Genomic DNA, 19,109 nt, shown 5'->3' on the forward strand with positions numbered 1-19,109 from the left:
TTGTTTTGTAACTCCTCCACTCCAATTATTAATTACTCTATCTTTTTCTTTTAAAATTTTTATCATTTTTTCTCCTTGTTCACAAAAAACAACATTTTATTTTTATTCACAATATCGGAACGCGTTTCTATCTACGAAACTATTTTACTATTTATTTTATTTGTTGTCAACTGCTTTTTTGTTTTATTTTTAATTTTTAGTCTATTTATTAATTTTTAAGTATTAAAAAAATACATTTTTTTATTTTTAAATCTTTTTTAACTTTTTAATAATTGACTTATAACTAAAAAATATATTATAATTTATTTAAGTAAAAGAAAGAGGTGAAAAATGGAAAAAGATTCTCAATATATCAATTCCATATGTAGAGCTATTGAAGTAATAGAACTATTTTCTAAATTACAGGTTAAATATTTAGGTGTATCTGAAATTAGTAAACATTTAAATCTACATAAAACAACTACTTTTAGAATTTTAAAAACTTTAGAATATGTTGGTTGGATAGAACAACATCAAGAAAATAGCAAATATAAGTTAACTACAAACATTTTAAGAGCTTCTATTGGAGTTAGAAATAACTTTGACTTAAAAGAAATTATTTCAACTGAAATGGAAAAATTAAGTAAAAAATATAATGAAAATATTGTTTTAACAACTATTATTGATAAAATAGGTGTTTGGATTAATATGATTAAAAGTACTCATGTATTATCAGAAGATGTAGAATCTGGTTACACTGTTCCTTTACACATAGGAGCTACAGGAAAAACTTTATTAGCATTTAAAGATGAGAAATTTAAAAATAATTTTATTGAAAAAAATTCTCTTATTATAGAGGAAACTCTTGGAAAGAAAAAACTTTTAGAAGATATTAAAACTATTTATAAGAATAGATTTGGTATTTCTAATTCGGAAGTAACAGAAGGAGTAACTGCTATATGTGTTCCTATTTTAGGAGCTGAAAATGAACTTTTATATGGACTTACTATTTCTGGCCCTAGTACTCGTTTCACAGAAGAAATTTTAGAGGAAATGAAGAAGGATTTGCTTCAAATATCTATTAGAATAGAAAATGAATTAAAAGTTTTTAAAAATAAGGTATAAAAAAACAGCCTAATAGGGCTGTTTTTATTTTTCTTCTTTTAATAAAACTAATTTTTGTTTTAAAAAATCTCCTGGAGCAACATTTAGATATTTTTTAAAGACAGTACAAAAATGTTTATAGTCAGTAAAACCAACTTTTTCAGAAATTTCATATAATTTATATTCCTCTTTCATTAAAAGTTTTATAGATTTTTGAATTCTATATTTATTCAAGATATCTAAAAAAGTTTCTCCAACTTCTTCTTTAAATTTTCTACTTAAATATCCAGTACTTACATCAAATTCTTCAGATAAATCTTTTATGTTTAATTTTTCATAATAAGAATTTTTTATTTTTTCCAAACTTTTTCTCACATATTTATTTTCTATTTTATTATCAAAATAAAATTCAATATTAAAAAATTTTATATCATCTTTTGTATCTACCACTTCTTCAACTTTTCTCAAGAGTTCTTTCTTATTCAATTTTTCTCGAACTTTATCTAAAGCTTCATATAAAATATCTTCATCTACAGGTTTTAAAATATACTCAACTACACCTAAATTAATACTTTCCTTAGCATATTCAAATTCTCCATAACTTGTTAGAATAATTTTTTCAAAATTTTTGTCCCTCTGTATAGCTTCTCTAATCATTTCTAATCCATCTAATATAGGCATTCTTATATCTGTGATAACTAAATCAGGAGATAATTCTTCTATTTTCTCTAAACCATCTTTCCCATTTATAGCTTCCCCTATTATAGTACAATCTTTAGATAACCAATCTATAGTATTTATTAAACCTTTCCTTATAATTTCTTCATCCTCAACTATTAGTATTTTTATCATTGTTTTCTCCTTTAGATATTGGAAGAATTATTTTTGTAAAAGTTCCTTTATTCAAAACACTTCTTATAATTAATTTATAATTTTCTCCATACATAAGTTTTATTCTTCTTTGAACATTATATAATCCTATATGTTCTTTTGTTTCTAACTTTTCTTTATTAAGTTTTTCTCTAACTAAATTTAATTCTTCTTTTCTCATACCTTTACCATTATCATAAATTATTATAATTAAATTATTTCTGATTTCTTTTATAAAGATATTTATTTTAAAGATTTTTTCTTGATTAAAACCATATTTTATAGAATTTTCAATTATTGGTTGCATAATTAATTTAGGTGATAATACTTCTTCTAATTTTTCTTCCATCTTAATTTCATATTGAAATTTTTCTCCAAATCTGAATTTTTGTATCTCTAGATAATTTTTTATATAAAACATATTTCTTGCTATTGTAACTTCAGAAGACTTATTTTCTATACTAAATCTTAAAATAGACGAAATATTTAATATTATTTTATTAGCTTTTAATGTATCTGTTTTTATTGTATATTTAAGCATTTCTAAGGTATTAAATAAAAAATGTGGATTAAATTGACTTTCTAATTGCTTTATTTCAGAGATTATACTATGCTTTGTTTCCTCTTTATTTTTTTCAATTAAGTCTTTTATACTTTCAAGCATTTTATTATATGAATCAGCTATTATTTGAAACTCATCATTAGAATTTATTATAAGTTTTGTATCTAAGTCTCCTTTTTTTAATTTTTCAATACCTGAAATAACCTCTTCCATAGCTTTAGTTTTATTTATTGCTACTCTTCTAACTACTTTTGCCATAATAAAAGTTAAAATAAACAATGCAAAAATACTATATATAAAAGTATCAAAAAAACTTTTTATTATATAATCTAAAGATGAAATACAATAAATTGACATATTAGAATAGTATATTTTTCTCTTACTAATAAAATATTTGTTATTATCTATTTTAGAATAATTTTCACTAACTTGTAATTTTTTTCCTATTTTATTAATTCCATTTCTAAAACTTTCATTTGTTGTCATTATAATATTATTATATTTATCCACTAAAATAATGGTATTTTGGCTATATTTTCCAACTATCTCTTTTAAATAAGCATCTGATAGATAATAAGTTAGATATCCTACTATTTCATTATCTTTTACTATAGCTTTACAAATACAATAATCACTCTCTTCTCCATCTAAAAAATAAAATCTTCCTGTAATTCCTATTACTTTATTAGTATGGTTTTCCATCCTTGTAAAAATCATATAGTTAAAAACATTTTCAGGAGTTAAATATTTTCTTTTTATATTGGCACATGAATTTTTATTTTTATCATAAATAATCAAGTTCCCTTTTAATTCAATATCATTTATATTACTATATATCTCTTGATATGTGGCACTTGTTATTTTTCCATTAACTAACTCTTCTATTATTTTTTTATTTTGAGATAATATATCTATTTTTTCAAAAGCTTCAGATATCATAATATCCATTTTTTTTGACAATACTTTATTAATTTCTTGATTTTCCTTTTTTACAACTAGATAATTTGTTAAATAAACACTACAATATCCCATAAAAGAAATTAAAAGAAGAGGAATAAGCGAATAAAAAATCAGAGTCTTTTTCATTTGGTCTTTAAAACTAATAAATTCTCTTTTTTTCATAGGCTATCCCTCTACATTTTTTATTTTATTCTATCATAAATAAATAAATTCATCTACTATACATTTACATTTCTTCCACCAGTAGCTTTAAAGAAAATCAGCAATGAAATAACTGTAGTTACTGTTAATATTGTTGATAAAGCTGCTGCTGTACCATAACTTGCTCTTATTACCTCTGTATAAATTGAAACTGACATTGTTCTTGTTGTTCCTGTATATAAAATTACAGAAGAACTCAATTCATTTATAACTGTTATCCAACTTAATATTGCTCCTGATAATACTCCTGGCAACATCATCATAGCAGTAATTTTAAAGAAAGTTTTTACAGGAGAACATCCTAAACTTATAGAAGCTTCCTCTAAACTTGGACTAATTTGATATAAAATAGCTGCTGATGAACGTAGTGTATAAGGTAATCTTCTTATTACAAAAGAAATTATAATAATTATAGCTGTTCCACTTAATAATATTGGTTTACTATTAAAAGCTAGTAATAAAGTTATACCTATTACAGAACCAGGAATGATATATGGAAACATTGTCATTGTATCTATTATTCCTGTAAGAAAATTTCTTTTTCTAGTGGAAATATATGCAATAAACATACCCATAATTATGATTATTACAATGGCAATTCCTCCATAAATATAAGTATTCACTATAGCATTTCCCATTCTTGAGAAAATTCTTCTATAACTTTCTAAAGAAAATTCATCTACAAATATTGAACCTCTTGTCTTTAAGAAAGATGTATAGATTACTGTTATTTGAGGAATTATTGATAAAAATACAACAAAATATATAAAAATATGAATTAATATCCCTTTAATTCCTTTTATTTCTGTTGGCTGAATAGGTCTTAATGAGCTCATAACAAAAGATTTTTTATTTACAATATATTTTTGTCCAACAAATAAAACTATTGTGATTAATACCATAATAGTAGCCATTGCAGCAGCAAAATTGGCATTTCCTCCCATTTCTCCTACAAACTCTGAATAAATTAATACAGGCATTACATTAAATCCTTCTCCTATTAACATTGGAGTTCCAAAGTCTGCCATAGCATTCATAAATACTAAAAGTCCACCAGACATCAATGTTGGTAAAATAAGAGGCATTATAATTGTCCAAACTTTTCTAAAAGATGTACATCCTAAACTTTCAGCTGCTTCACTTAATGACACATCTATTTTTTTCAAAGCTCCTGAAACATAAAGATATATAAATGGATATAATTTTAGAGTAAATACTAAAAGTATCCCTGTAAATCCATAAATAGTTGGAAGTTTTATCCCAAATGAATCTCTAAAAAATTGTGTTATAACTCCACTTCTACCACATAATAAAACCCATGAATACGCTCCTATAAATGGGGGAGATAACATAGAAATAATTATTAAAACTTCAACTAAACCTTTTAATTTTATTTTGTATGTTGTCATAAAATAAGCAATAGGTACACCTATAAAAATTGCCAAAATAGTTACACATGAAGTAACTTTAAAACTGTTTAAAAGTCCTTGATAATAATATTTTCTACTAAAAAATCTAGCAAAATTATCTAATCCCCATTCTCCTGTATTAGGATTTTGGAATCCACTTATAAATAATGAGAATAATGGATAGATAAGAAATAATGTAAAAATTAATGCTATTACTAAAGTAACAACTGTCCAGAAATCCCATTTTATTTTTTTACTCAACATATATTTCAACTCCTTTGATTAGGCTCTTTTCACCATCCTCTGTAAATATATTTATTTTTTGAGAGTTTGGTTTTAGGAAAATTTTTTCTCCTACACTATAAATTTTTTCTGCATGACCTATATCTTGAGAAAATTCTAAAGCTGGCATATTTTCTACAATTTTTTCATTTAAAGGTTCTATTTCATATGTATTATATTTTCCTAAAAAAGTACTTGTTTTTATCTCTACTTCTATTCCTGAATCTGATATAGAAAATTCTTCTGGACGAATAGCAATGATAACTTTTTGTCCATCTTTTATTGTATCAACTAAATTATCCATTAAAATTTTATATCCAGAATTAAAAATAACATAAATATTTTTATTTTGAATTTCTATTTTTCCATAAAATAAATTTGAATATCCTATGAAAGTAGCTACAAATTGATTATATGGTCTTGTATAAATATCGTGAGGTTTTCCTAATTGTTGAATAACTCCATTATTTATAACTGCTATTCTATCTGATATAGCTAGAGCTTCCTCTTGGTCATGAGTAACATAAACTGTTGTTATTCCAACTTTCTTTTGTACATCTCTTATGGCTGAACGCATTTCTAATCTTAATTTTGCATCAAGATTTGAAAGAGGTTCATCCATCAAAAGTACACTTGGATGAATAACTATAGCTCTTGCTAAAGCTACCCTTTGTTGTTGTCCTCCAGATAATCTTTCTGGTAATCTATCTTGATATTGAGAAATCTTTACAACATCTAATATATTATCAACTTTTTCTTTCATCTCATTTTTTGGAATATTTCTAAGTTTTAATCCATATTCAACATTTTCTCTTACTGTCATATGTGGAAAAATTGCATAACTTTGAAAAACCATTCCTATATTTCTTTTATGAGCTGGCATATCATTTATAACTGTATCACCAAAATAAATCTCTCCACCTTCTATACTATTAAATCCAGCTATCATTCTAAGCAAAGTTGTTTTTCCACAACCAGACGGACCTAATAATGTAAAAAATTCTCCATTCTTTATATCAACTGTCATATCAGGAATGATTATATTATTTCCAAATTTTTTTACTACATTTTTTACTTTTATTTCAACACTCATTTTACACCTCTCTATTATTATTTAAAAAATATCCAAAACTTAGTTACAACCCATAGCTAAGTAATGGATATTTTTTCAGGATTATTTATTTGTACTATTTAGTATATATATCTTTAAATTTGTCTAGCCATTGTTGTTTAGAAGCATTTACAACATTTATATCATCTTCTATAACATTAATATTTTCTAAAGCCTCTAATCCTTTTCCTGCTCCAACATCTTTTCTTATACTTCTTCTATTTAATTCAGAAGTAATCATTGTTTGAGCTTCCTTACCTGTTATGAAGTCCACAAACTTTTTAGCATTTTCTTCATTTTTACAATTTTTTATAATATATACACCATCTGGTTTAACAATAACTCCCTCTTTCATATAAACAGTTTTTACTGGAGCTCCTGCATTTACATATTTTGCTGAACCTTCTTCAAATGTAAGCCCTACTGTATATTCTCCATCTGCTACACCTTTATAAACTGCTGATGAACCAGAAAGTAATGTATAATTTAAGTTTTCCATCAATTTTTCTACATACCACCAACCTTTATCAGGGTCTCCATTACCCATTGCATAAAGCATATTTACTAAATGTTCAAATGATGATGAAGATTTAGCTGGGTCAGAGAAAGCTATTTTTCCTTTTAAAGCTGGATTTAATAAATCTTCATAACTTTCAACCTTTATATCTCCAATTAAGTTAGTATTTACCATCAATACACTTGGAACAGCTGTAAATCTTGTCATATTTCCTTCTTTATTTTTATAAGCATCATAGAATGAATCTTCATTGACACTTGTATAAGGTAGGAAATAATCTTTGACAGGTTCTACTGTACTGATTGTTCCTCCCCATAATATATCTGCTAGAGGATTATCTTTTTCAGATTCAACTCTTTTCATTAACTCTCCTGTACCAGCAGCTATTACTTCAACTGAAACTCCAGTTTTTACTTCAAACTCTTTTACTAGAGGGTCAATAAACTCTAATGGATGTGGACAATAAATTGTTAAATTTCCTGCACCATTATCTTTAGTACTTTCTTTATTTCCACCACCACAACCAACTAAAAGTCCAGATAACATCAAAGCTATACCTGTCATTAATACACCTTTTTTCATATTTTTCCTCCTTATATTTCAGATATAATACATTTTTATTTTTTCTTTATATTAATAGAATATTACATTTTTTTATTTTTTTAAATACTTTTTCATACTATTTTATACTTAAAAATGACCTTTTTTTAATTTTTTTATATTTTTTTGTTCAATTTCATTGTTTTTTTATTATTTTTAATATATTTTTTCTCATTTTATTATAAAAAGAGGTTATTATAAAATATAATAACCTCTTTAATATTAAAATTTATAACTTCCTTTTATAGTACCTGTTAATTTTTCAGCACCATATTCTCCCATATAATATTTAAGTTCTGCACTTAATCCTATATTTTCATATGTTAAATCTGTTCCAACTTTTAAACTAGCTCCCTTTTCTATTAAAGCTGTCTGTACTTGTTTTTCAACTGTTGTTATCTCTGTATTTTTTCCACTTAAATTTTGATTTAATTCATAAGATACTACTCCATATCCATTTACTTTAATCGGAGAATTATTTTTAAATTCTTTTTCTAATTTAATTTCTGGATTTATTTCTAATATAAATTCATCATCAATAGAAGCTTTTTGTGTTTTATCCTTAAACCTTAATTGATAATCTACTCCTGGAATATAATACATATTAAAATCTATTCCTGTTATTATTTTTAAATCATTTATTTTTTTACTAATTCCCATTCCAGTTCCAAAATTAAATATTCCTGTGTTAAAATTTTCTGAATCTATTTCATCTTTTATATAATTAAATCCTAAGTTTCCTTTTACAAAATAACCATCATTTCTTAAAAATTTTCCATATAAATTTGCTGAATAAGTTTCCATATTCCCTGTATAATCTCCATCATAATCAATATCTGATTTTCCATAGATAAATGATATTCCTTTATAATAATTCATATCATTTAAATATTCCATATTTTCATATGAAACTCCATGATTGATTATACTTTGATTGTATTCTCTAAATTTATTACTTTCATAATCTGATTCTGAATAATTTCCTCTATATGTAAATCCTTCTTGGAAATTCTCTCCATCCATAGCCAACATTGAATCTTTTACTAAATTTCTTTGAGATTTTATTAATTCCATTCTAGCAGCATATTCAGATAACATAGCATTAGTTGTAGAACCAGCTGTCCTCTTATCTATTTCACTTGGAATATGTACTGATATATCCATTTTATCATCTTCACTTTTATTTACTTTCAATTCTGTTTTTACAGAACCTATATCAACTATATTACTTCCATCATTGCCAACAATTTCTAATTTTTTATTTTCAGAAGCTTGAATCTCCATTAAACTGAAACTACTTCCAAAATTTGGAACTTCTGCTTTATCATTAAAATCTATTGTCAATGTTGAATTATCGTCAGTTAAATTATTAATTACTACTTTGTCACTTTTTCCTGTTTGTGAATCTGTATTAAAATTAATATTTGCATCTCCAGAAAAATCTCCAACAGTTAGTGTTGAAAATTCTTCAGCACTTTTTTCAAATGGATTCTTTTTAAAATTAATTTGAGTATTATTTCCCAATAGTAAAGTATTTACTTGAGAATCTCCAGATATATTCCAAACTGTACTTAATAAATTTAACTCTCCATCAATAGTTCCAATAGTTCCATTTAATATTGAATTTTCTAATTTTAAACTACTATTACTTAAATTTATATCTCCGTTTACAGAAGAGTTTATCACTTTAGAGTTAGACAATCCTGATAAATTTAAATTTCCAATTAAAGTAGTATTTTCTATAGTAGAATTACTTCCTTTTTGAGAAATATTTCCTGTGATTATAGAATTAGAAAAATATCCATTACTTTTTTCTAAATTCATATCTCCTTTTAATTGAGTATAACCTACTTTTAAATCAGAATTATTTTTTATATCTAAATTTCCTGTATAGAAAGTTGTTATATCTTTAAATCTATCTCCACTTACTTTATCACTTAATATTGTTTCAACAGCATTTTGTTCTTTAGTTTCTTGAGTACTATCATAAACTATTTTTGATTCATCACTAACATATCCTAAAATAACTTTATTTTCTCCCTCTGTTTTTACATCTCCATTTATCACAGAATAAACACTTCCATAGAAATTACTTCCTTTTGTCATATTTATATTATCAAAATTAAATTCACTAAAATAATAATCTCCATTTACTGTTGTTTGTTTTATATTTTCTCCAGCATGTAAATCTCTTTCTCCAGAAAGAATTAAAGTTGTTCCAGAAGATGTAAGATTAAAATCTCCATTTAAATTTGAACCACCTGTAATGGCAAAAGTTTTATTATTTTGTCCATTTATATTTACATCCATTTCTCCATTTACTTTTTCTTCATCATTTTCTCCAAATTGTCCATGATATATTGATGAATTTCCTGTAAATTTGTCTGTATCAATATTTATTGTAGATTTTTTATCAGTATGATTTACTATCATTGCCCCACTATCAACAGCATTTATTTTTCCAAAAGTAATTTCATTTCCATGAACATCTAATCTTCCACCTCTAAATAAGAAATTTATTTTAGAAGTATCTATTTGTTCAGCATCTTTTAAAACTACTGTAGCTCTTCCACTAACAATATCTATATATTCAAAAGCTTGTTTCTCTCCACTACTATCTTTTTGTTGGTCTAATATAACAACTCCATCTCCAACATTTAAAGCACCTTTATTTATTCCTGTTCCATTAATATGTAAAGTTCCCTCTCCTATTTTATGAAGAGCATCTCCTTCAACTCCATTTACTTGCCAAAGAACTTTTTTATCTTTATCAATTTCTATTCCAGCACCAACCCAAGTTTCATTACCTTTTTCGCCTTTTACTGTATAATCATTTTTAAAAGTAAGTTTTCCAGCTCCCATATTTATAGAATCAGCTAGTTTTATTGTTCCACCTTCCCCAGCAAATGTAACATGTTTTGTAAAATTTAATTCCTTGTCATTAGCTTTAGAAAGGTCTACTTCTGATTTTAGTCCATTATAGTCCCATTTATTATTTCCTTGAACTATTGTTCCTACACCTTGATTTTTTCCATTTTCTTCAGTAATCCCATTCCATACAATTTCTCCACCAGCTTTTACATCTTCTATTTCTGGTAAATAATCTTCTTTTATAAAAGAATCTATTACTTCATTATTTATTAATGTGTAGTAAGTTGTTTTTCCTCCTATTGATTGAGCAAATCCTACTAATTCCCATTGTTGTTTTTCTTTATTAAATCCCCAAAGAGGTGAACCACTATCTCCTGGCTCAACATATATAGGTAAAGCACTTCCATCTAAAATATTATCAAAACTGTCTTGTCTTCCTATAAAACCAACATCTATATTTCCTCCACCCCAGTTTACTTTTCCTGTAAAAGTATCTGGATTTATAAATCCTCCTGTAAGATATTCATAAGCATGAGCCACTTGATTTTTTCCATCTTCTCCTTGAATATGTTGTACCCCACTTCCAACTCTTACAAACATACTATATTTATCTTTAAATTCTTTGTTTGATAAATTAAGTAAATTATCTTCTGTTCTTTTAGTTGGGACTACATCTGTCACAACTTTATTAAGTCTTGGAGCATGTAAAAGTCCCTTTTCATTTCTATCTATTAATTTATAAGTATGACCTGTGTTGTATCCATATTTTACTGTAGTATAACTTTGATTGTGTTGTACTCCTCCTACATAATTTGGGTCTATTAAAGTTCCTACTGCACTAGAATCTGTTGAAGAAAAATCTGGAATAGGTAGAGTGATTACTTTAAATCTTCCATTTTCTCTTTCTACTACAACATTAGTTGCTCCCACTTTAAATTTCCCTTTGTTCATAGCAAAATCTTTGTATAATTGATAGTCAATAATATCTGATACTGTTCCCCCATATACTGTCTGAATTGCTAAAAAATAACAAAATAATTTTCCTTTAAAACTCATCCTTCATCCTTTCTTTTTTCATATTTTTTATTTTTAGTAATTTAGGCACTTCTTAAATTTTAATATATTATACAAAAATTGTCAAATGTTTTTTATCATAACTTCTCTATTTTACTTACAATTATAAAGGATAAATATGTATTTTTGACATTTGTCAAAAATGTAGAAATAAAAAAAATTCTATTATGTAACATAATAGAATTTTTTTATTAACTATTCAACAAAAGGAATTAAATTTCCATATCCCTCTTCTTCCATTTTTTCTAAAGGAATAAATTTTATAGAAGCACTATTTATACAATATCTTAATCCTCCTCTATCTTGTGGCCCGTCATCAAAAACATGACCTAGATGAGAATCTCCAACTCTACTTTTTACTTCTATTCTTCTCATTCCAAAACTTCTATCCTCTGAATAATTTACAACCTCTGGAGCTATTGCCTTTGAAAAACTTGGCCATCCACAACCAGAATCAAATTTGTCTTTTGAAGAGAATAATGGTTCTCCTGTAACTATATCCACATAAATTCCTTTTTCATAGAAATCCCAATATTCATTTCTATATGGTCTTTCTGTATCAGCTTTTTGTGTAACTTTGTATTGTATATCTGTCAATTTTTCTTTTAATTCTTTTTCTGATAATTTTCTATATTTATTTTTATCAACTATTACTTCATCTGCTTTTGATAAATCAATATGACAATAACCGTTTGGATTTTTCTTTAAATAATCTTGATGATAATCTTCTGCTAAATAAAAATTTTCTAATTTTTTATTCTCTACTACTATTTTTTTCTTGTATCCTTTTTGAAGTTCATCTAATTCTTTTTGTATTATTTCTCTATCATTTTCATCAGTATAATAAATTCCTGTTCTATATTGTGTTCCTCTATCATTTCCTTGTTTGTTTACACTTGTTGGGTCTATAATTCTAAAATAATATTGTAATAAAGTTGCTAAATCTATTTTTGTTGTATCATAAATTACATGAACAGTTTCAGCATGTCCTGTCCCTCTGTATACTACATCTTCATATTTTGGATTTTCTGTTTTTCCATTGGCATACCCTGATTGAGCATCAACTACTCCGTTTATTCTTTCAAAGTATGCTTCTACTCCCCAGAAACATCCTCCAGCTAAATATATTTCTTTTGTATTCATACTGTTTGTTACCTCCGTTTTGTTTTCCATTGAGAAAATAGAACTAAATACCAATAAAAACATTATAAAAACTTTCATTAACTTTTTCATTAAATCACACTCCTTTACTATTTTTTTCAAACCACACCTATATTGATATTATATCAAATTTTCTATAATTTTAAAATTAAAAAAATAATTTTTTTTAAGTTTTTTTGTTAACTATTTTTTTATTCTTCATATTTACATTTATTAAAAAAATAAATATATAAAAAAATTTTTTAGAAATTATTAAATTTTTTTATTTATAAATTATTTTCAAAAAATTTTTTTAAAAGTTTAATTTTATTTTTTTCTAAAAAATGATATAATATTTTTGTAGAAAAAATTTTTTCTTCGCCAACGGAATTTTTAACTTATAGAAATAATAATTAATGTTATAACCTTTTAATTTACTCTAAATTACTTAGGTTTTTAACTTAATTAATAGATAATACCCTTAATTTTATGAAAAAAAACAGCCTTTTTAGGCTGTTTTTTATTTTATTATTTTTTTAATCTCTTATTTTTATTTAAGTTAAATATATGGGTTTTCTTAGAAAGTACCTTTACTTTTATATAAATACAAACATCTATTATTCACTTTAACTTTATAACTTATATCTTAATTTTAATCTAGTTCCATTTCCTTTAGGTGGAGAATATATTTCTTCATATTCATATCCACAACTTCTCATGGCTGAACATACTGTAGGTGCTGCATTTATTATTTTCATTTCATTTATAATATTTCCTGAAACTAATTCAATTTCTTTTATTCCCATTTTTTTAAAATTATCTAATTGTTCAATTATATATTTTCTTACTTCTTCAATATTTGGGTTATCTGTTTTTTTCTTTTTCTTAATTTTATCTTTCTTTAATTCTTTTGTTAAATTTACTGATTTAGTTACTACTTCATTATTTTCTATATCTATTTCTAATAAAATTAAATCTTCTGGTATTAAATGAGAATTTAGTCTTATAAAATAATCAAAAATTGTTTCATTATTTTTTAAACTACTTTTTTTCAGAACCAATATTTTTTTATAACTTTTAGGAACTAAAGAAAAATATAAAATAGTTTCTCTTAATGTTGAAATTTTTCCACTAGGATTATTCTTATTTTTTGTCCATTCATATGATTTACATTCTATTATATAATTTTCATTTCCTAAATCAAATTTATGTTCTTTTTTTATTGAATAACCTATTTCTATTTTCTTTTGTTTTTCTAATTTTTCCTTTAAATATTCCTCTAATATATTTTTACAATTTTTTCAAATTCATTTCCTGTTAAATTATTTTTCATATTATTTCCCTATTTTTCATTAATTTTTATTTAGTCAACTGAATTAATTAGACAATATATGACCAATTTCTACAAATTAAATAATTTTATTTATTTTAAGAAAAACAGTCTTTTTGCAACTGTTCTCCTTTTAATAACTATTTAATATAATCCCAAAGAGCTAGTACAACATCCATTTGTCCATTATGTTTTTTACTTTCAATATTTAATTCTTTTAATACTTCTTTCCATAATTCTGTATTAGAGTATTCTTTATTTTTATTATTTTTTAGAATATCTATAGCTTTTTGAGAATAACATATATTTGATTTTTCTTTTATTTCTTTATCTTTCCAATTAATATTTAATGGTAAAAGTCTTAATACTCCAATAAAAGCATTTTTTGGACAACCTTTATTTGTTGTACTTTCTGTTAATTCTAACTCTCTACAAGTTTCTTTCCATAGATTAGTTATATCTTTTTCTTCTAAAGTTATATTTTGATTTTTTATTTTATTATAAGTTAAAACTGCTACTTTTCCATAAGTGTTAATTTTCTGTTTCATTGGTTCCTCTCCTAAAATCTAGTTGAAAAATCTTCAAATTTATCAGTAACTTGGAAGTTTATATCATTAGATATTGCTTTAAAATGTTCTTTTCCACATTTTATTTTTAAATTTTCAGTATCTCTTCTATCACTTTCAAATGTTGACCCTTTAGTTTCTACTATAAAGTATAATTTTTCTTCCTCTTTATCTAAATCTGGTTTTACTAATACTGCCCAGTCTGGATTATAATTACCTAAAGGAGTTGAAATTTTAAACCAATTTGGAAGTTTAGTATAAAGTAATATATTTTTATTTTTTTCCATTTCTAAAGCAAAATTTCTTTCTACATCTGAATCTACCACTATATTATTATATGGAGATTTCGTACTTTGTAACATATTATTTTCTTTATCCATTTCATTTTTTAGGTATCCAAATAATTCATTCTCTTTAAAAATTTCTTGTGAATAATATTCTCCATCACCTATTTTTTGATATTTAATACCATCAACAATAAACTCTCTCATTGTTCTTTTTATTATATCAGTAACTTTTTCTAAATAAAGTTGTGGATTTTTTCTAAAACTTTCAAGAACTACTTTCTTTTGACTTGTTAAAATTTTTACAATACTTCTTCTTGTTAAATTTGTTTCATTTTGTAAATAAGTCACTATATCAGGTAATTTATGTCTTGATTTTAAGTTAATTATTGAATTTTCTGAAACTCCAAATCCATTTTCTATTCCACCTTGAGTAAGAACCAATTTTGTTTTTTCAAAAAGATACTTGTCTTCAGGAATAAAAACTCCTTCATTTATATTATCTACACATTTTTCTATTAATTCATCTGTATCAAAATCAACTTGATATGTAGTTTTATATTTTATTTTATCCCATAATTCTTTAAATTGTGGACTAATAAATACTTCTTTATTTATTTCTATTTTTTTCTTATCATCTGCATTTTTTATAATAAGTTTTCCTGCACTTGATTTTAGTTTTTTCTCAATGGCTGGTCTTATATTTTCAAACTCTAAAGGTAACTCTAACTTATTATCTCTTAAATCTTTCTTTAACTTATCTTTTGCATTTCCTTCTCTATCAATATATTCATAATCTCTTAAAAAATTATAAATTTCTTCTGATTTTTCATGCCCTAAGTAAATTTCTTCTCCATTTTTTACTTCTGTAACTATATTTGAGAAAATACAATTTTCTATTCTTCCAAATTTTATTTTTTCATCTTCTTCCATTTCTTTTTGTAAAGATTCAACAAAATTTTCATAAGATTCATTAGCCATTACAGTAAGAGTATTTATATCAAATCCTCTCATTCTTTCTCCATTTTGATTAACTGCTATTCTAAGCCCTCTTCCTATCTCTTGTCTTTTCTTAATTTCAGAAGTTGTTTCATTTAAAGTACAAATTTGAAAAACATTTGGATTATCCCATCCTTCTTTTAAAGCTGAATGTGAAAATATAAAAGATAATGGTTCATCAAAACTTAATAGTTTTTCTTTATCTCTCATTATTTTATTAAATGTATCATTATCTGCATTTGTATTTCCCTTAGTATCTTTGTCTTCAAAATACTCTTTTCCACTTTTACTTTTCTTTTTATCTACAGAAAAATATCCATCATGAGCTTTTTCTGCTCTTTGATAAAACGGAACTGTTTGGTCTCCCATATTTTCATATTCTGGTAATTCTAAAAGTCTATTATATTCTTCCTCAAACATTATCGCATATTTACCTTTTTTAGCTTCTCCTGTTTCAGAATCATAAACTCTATAATTTGCAACTTTATCTATAAAAAATAATGATAATACTTTTATTCCTTTACTTTTTAATCTTTTTTGTTTATCAAAATGTTCTTGTATTGTTTTTCTAATTTGTAATCTTTTAATTACATCAGGATTTTCTCCACCATTTACTTGACCTACTGTAAGAACAACTTTTCCTAAATCTACATAAGATTTTGTTGGGTCATCTTCTACATAGGTAATTTCATTTACAATATATCCATCATAAATAGACCTTTTTGCTTTTTCATTTAAATAATCTCCATTTTTTATATTTATCTCTTTTCTTTTTACAGAATTTCCTACTTTAACATCTAACTCTAATTTTGCACTTATTCCTGTTTTGCTTGCTTTTACACTTATAAGTTTTATATATTCTGTATTTGAATTTTGAGTTACTCCTACTGTTGCTACTTCTATTTGTTTTACTAATTGTTTTTCATAAGCATCAATAGAATCTAATTTAAAAACGGGATTATATTTATCTTTATGAGTTGCTGAATATCTTAATGTACATAATGGATTTAATTCTTTTATAGCTTCTTTTGCTTTATCACTTTCCATATTTTGTGGTTCATCAACAATTACTATTGGATTACATTGTTTTATATAATCTATTGGTTTATATCCATTAGCTTGGTCTCTTTCCTGATTAATAATATTTGTATCTTTATTAAAGGCATCTATTGTTATAACCATAATTTGAATAGTATCATTAACAGCAAAATTTCTTATCATATCTATTTTTTTTGAATCATAAATAAAATAATCATATGGAATATTATCATATAAACCTTTAAAATGTTCTTTTGTTATTTCTAAAGTTTTATACACTCCCTCTTTTATTGCTATTGATGGAACTACTATTATAAATTTTGTAAAACCATATTTTTTATTAAGCTCCATTATAGTTCTTAAATATACATAAGTTTTTCCTGTTCCTGTTTCCATTTCTACAGAAAAATTATAATTACTTGGAGTTAAAGTTTTTGTTTTTGGTAAACCATTTTTTACCTGTATTTTATTTAAATTTTCTAATACTTCTTCTGGAAAAAGTACAAGTCCATTTCCTAATCCTAATTCATTTTCTATTGTACCTAATTTTAATTGAGAACCAGTTTGTTTTTCTACTGTAAATACAGTTTTATTCATTTCTTGGCCTGCAAATATATTTGTAATAGATTCAATAGCTTCTAATTGATAATTTAAATTTTCTTCAAATTTAATTTTCATCTATATCATCACCTATAATTAATCTTTTTTATTTTTATAATTCATAAAAAATTATATACTTCTTATTTCTTTTATTCCTATTTGCTCTAATTTTTTCATTGCATTTGTTTTATCTACATCATTTTTAAATGAACTATCTCTTAAAACTACTGTTGTTTTAAACTCCTCATCTATTTCTAATAGATTTTTATATTCTTCACAAATTGAATCTATTACTTCCATACTAATTTTTTTATCTAAATTAACTAATAATGTTCCTCCGCCTATTGAATAGAAATTTTTAGTTTCTACTATTGGAACTGTTAATTCTAATCCATATTTTAATAGAATTTCATATAATACATCTAATGATGTTCTATCTGATTTTATATTATCTATTGAATCAAATAAACTTTGTTCTAAATTTTCTGTTTCGCTATCCCATTCTTTTATATTTGATGAGTCTAATTTAAATACTTTAAATCCTATATCTAATTTTTCTCTATTTTCTACTGGTAAGCTTTCATCTCCTTTTATTTTTTCTCCTGCTCTTCTTATTCTTTCTTTTCCTATTTCACAAATATTTTTATATCCTGCTTTATATGCTTCTGATTTTTCATCACAAGGTTCTGGTAGTTGTATCATTATATATTTTCTATTTCCTCCATCTTCAGCATTAAGTTGCATTACTGCATGGGCTGTTGTAGCTGAACCAGAGAAGAAGTCAAGGATAATATCTTCTTTTTTTAAATCTGCATATTGAATTAATTTCCTAATAAAAACTTCAGGTTTTGTAAAATCAAACATTTTATTTTTAAACATTTCTATTATATCTTTAGTTGCTACTTGATTCAAATAATTATTTTCTGTTGCAAATAATGTATTTACATAATTATATTCACTTTTCAATTCTTTTTTATATCTTTTAAATATAAATCCTCTTTCATTATTTAAATGTTCTTTTTTAAATTTAATTCTTCCGTTATATATATATTCTTCTAATTTTTCTTTTGCAAAAAACCAAGCTCTTCCTTTAGGTGGAACATCTTTTTTTCCTGTATATGGATTTATAATAGGATAAGTATCCCCATCTCTAGGAGCTGTTGGATCAATACTTTTCCATTCTCCATTTGGATCATTATCTTCATTAGAAAAATCTGAAAAACTTTTCTTTTCTCCACATAATATTACAAATTTTTTACAATAAATACAAACATATTCATGCTGAATATTAATACCATTGTTTGCTGCACTTGTTATAGATTTAGTTTTTCTAATTATATCTCCTAAATAATTTTCTTCCCCAAATATTTCATCACATAATTTTCTTAAATTATGTATTTCATTTTCATCCATTGAGATAAATATTACTCCATTATCTGTTAAAAGATTTCTTGCTAACTTTAATCTAGGATACATCATATTTAACCAATCAGAATGATATCTTCCACTTGTTTCTGAATTAGTAGTTAATTTGTGGGGGGGGGGGGGGGGGGGGGGGGGGGGGGGGGGGGGGGGGGGGGGGGGGGGGGGGGGGGGGGGGGGGGGGGGGGGG

The 19,109-nt window shown here is 24.9% G+C and carries 11 protein-coding genes and 1 pseudogene; 1 reads left to right on the forward strand and 11 read right to left on the reverse strand.

Translation table 11 applies throughout. The features are described 5' to 3' along the window. Positions 1-330: 330 nt before the first annotated feature. A complete protein-coding gene (locus HF862_RS09535; RefSeq protein ID WP_170187635.1) occupies positions 331-1,104 on the forward strand; it encodes an IclR family transcriptional regulator in 774 nt (257 codons plus the stop codon). Between the two features lie 24 nt (positions 1,105-1,128). On the opposite strand, the gene HF862_RS09540 is transcribed toward HF862_RS09535, so the two are convergent. The 11 genes and pseudogenes from HF862_RS09540 to HF862_RS09590 all read right to left on the reverse strand — a co-directional run. Beyond that, positions 1,129-1,935, reverse strand: coding sequence for a response regulator (locus tag HF862_RS09540; RefSeq protein WP_170187636.1), 807 nt, complete (start codon positions 1,933-1,935; stop codon positions 1,129-1,131). Then, a complete protein-coding gene (locus HF862_RS09545) occupies positions 1,913-3,637 on the reverse strand; it encodes a sensor histidine kinase (protein ID WP_170187637.1) in 1,725 nt (574 codons plus the stop codon). The genes HF862_RS09540 and HF862_RS09545 overlap by 23 nt, the downstream gene beginning before the upstream one ends. A gap of 56 nt (positions 3,638-3,693) precedes the next feature. Then, positions 3,694-5,349: an iron ABC transporter permease gene (locus tag HF862_RS09550; RefSeq protein WP_170187638.1), complete on the reverse strand. Its 1,656-nt coding sequence runs from the start codon at positions 5,347-5,349 to the stop codon at positions 3,694-3,696. Next, the gene (locus tag HF862_RS09555; protein WP_170187639.1) at positions 5,339-6,460 is read right to left on the reverse strand and encodes an ABC transporter ATP-binding protein; all 1,122 of its coding nucleotides are present in this window, start codon (positions 6,458-6,460) and stop codon (positions 5,339-5,341) included. Before HF862_RS09555 ends, HF862_RS09550 begins: the two co-directional genes overlap by 11 nt. A gap of 94 nt (positions 6,461-6,554) precedes the next feature. Continuing rightward, a complete protein-coding gene (locus HF862_RS09560; protein ID WP_170187640.1) occupies positions 6,555-7,577 on the reverse strand; it encodes an ABC transporter substrate-binding protein in 1,023 nt (340 codons plus the stop codon). A gap of 240 nt (positions 7,578-7,817) precedes the next feature. After that, complete coding sequence (locus HF862_RS09565; protein WP_170187641.1) at positions 7,818-11,522, reverse strand: S6 family peptidase; 3,705 nt, start codon at positions 11,520-11,522, stop codon at positions 7,818-7,820. Positions 11,523-11,735: 213 nt separating this feature from the next. Then, a pseudogene (gene msrAB / locus HF862_RS09570) lies at positions 11,736-12,710 on the reverse strand (bifunctional peptide-methionine (S)-S-oxide reductase MsrA/peptide-methionine (R)-S-oxide reductase MsrB); the annotation flags it as partial. Between the two features lie 602 nt (positions 12,711-13,312). After that, positions 13,313-13,741 (reverse strand): hypothetical protein, encoded by a 429-nt coding sequence (locus HF862_RS09575; RefSeq protein WP_170187643.1) that lies wholly within the window; start codon positions 13,739-13,741, stop codon positions 13,313-13,315. Between the two features lie 409 nt (positions 13,742-14,150). Beyond that, the gene (locus HF862_RS09580; RefSeq protein WP_170187644.1) at positions 14,151-14,558 is read right to left on the reverse strand and encodes a hypothetical protein; all 408 of its coding nucleotides are present in this window, start codon (positions 14,556-14,558) and stop codon (positions 14,151-14,153) included. An 11-nt stretch (positions 14,559-14,569) separates the two neighbouring features. Further along, positions 14,570-17,575: a type III restriction-modification system endonuclease gene (locus tag HF862_RS09585; RefSeq protein ID WP_170187645.1), complete on the reverse strand. Its 3,006-nt coding sequence runs from the start codon at positions 17,573-17,575 to the stop codon at positions 14,570-14,572. 51 nt (positions 17,576-17,626) lie between these two features. Continuing rightward, a partial coding sequence (locus HF862_RS09590; RefSeq protein WP_170187646.1) for a site-specific DNA-methyltransferase occupies positions 17,627-19,109 on the reverse strand: 1,483 nt, incomplete at its 5' end.

This window comes from Fusobacterium sp. FSA-380-WT-3A, assembly GCF_012843705.1.
GTDB lineage: Bacteria > Fusobacteriota > Fusobacteriia > Fusobacteriales > Fusobacteriaceae > Fusobacterium_B.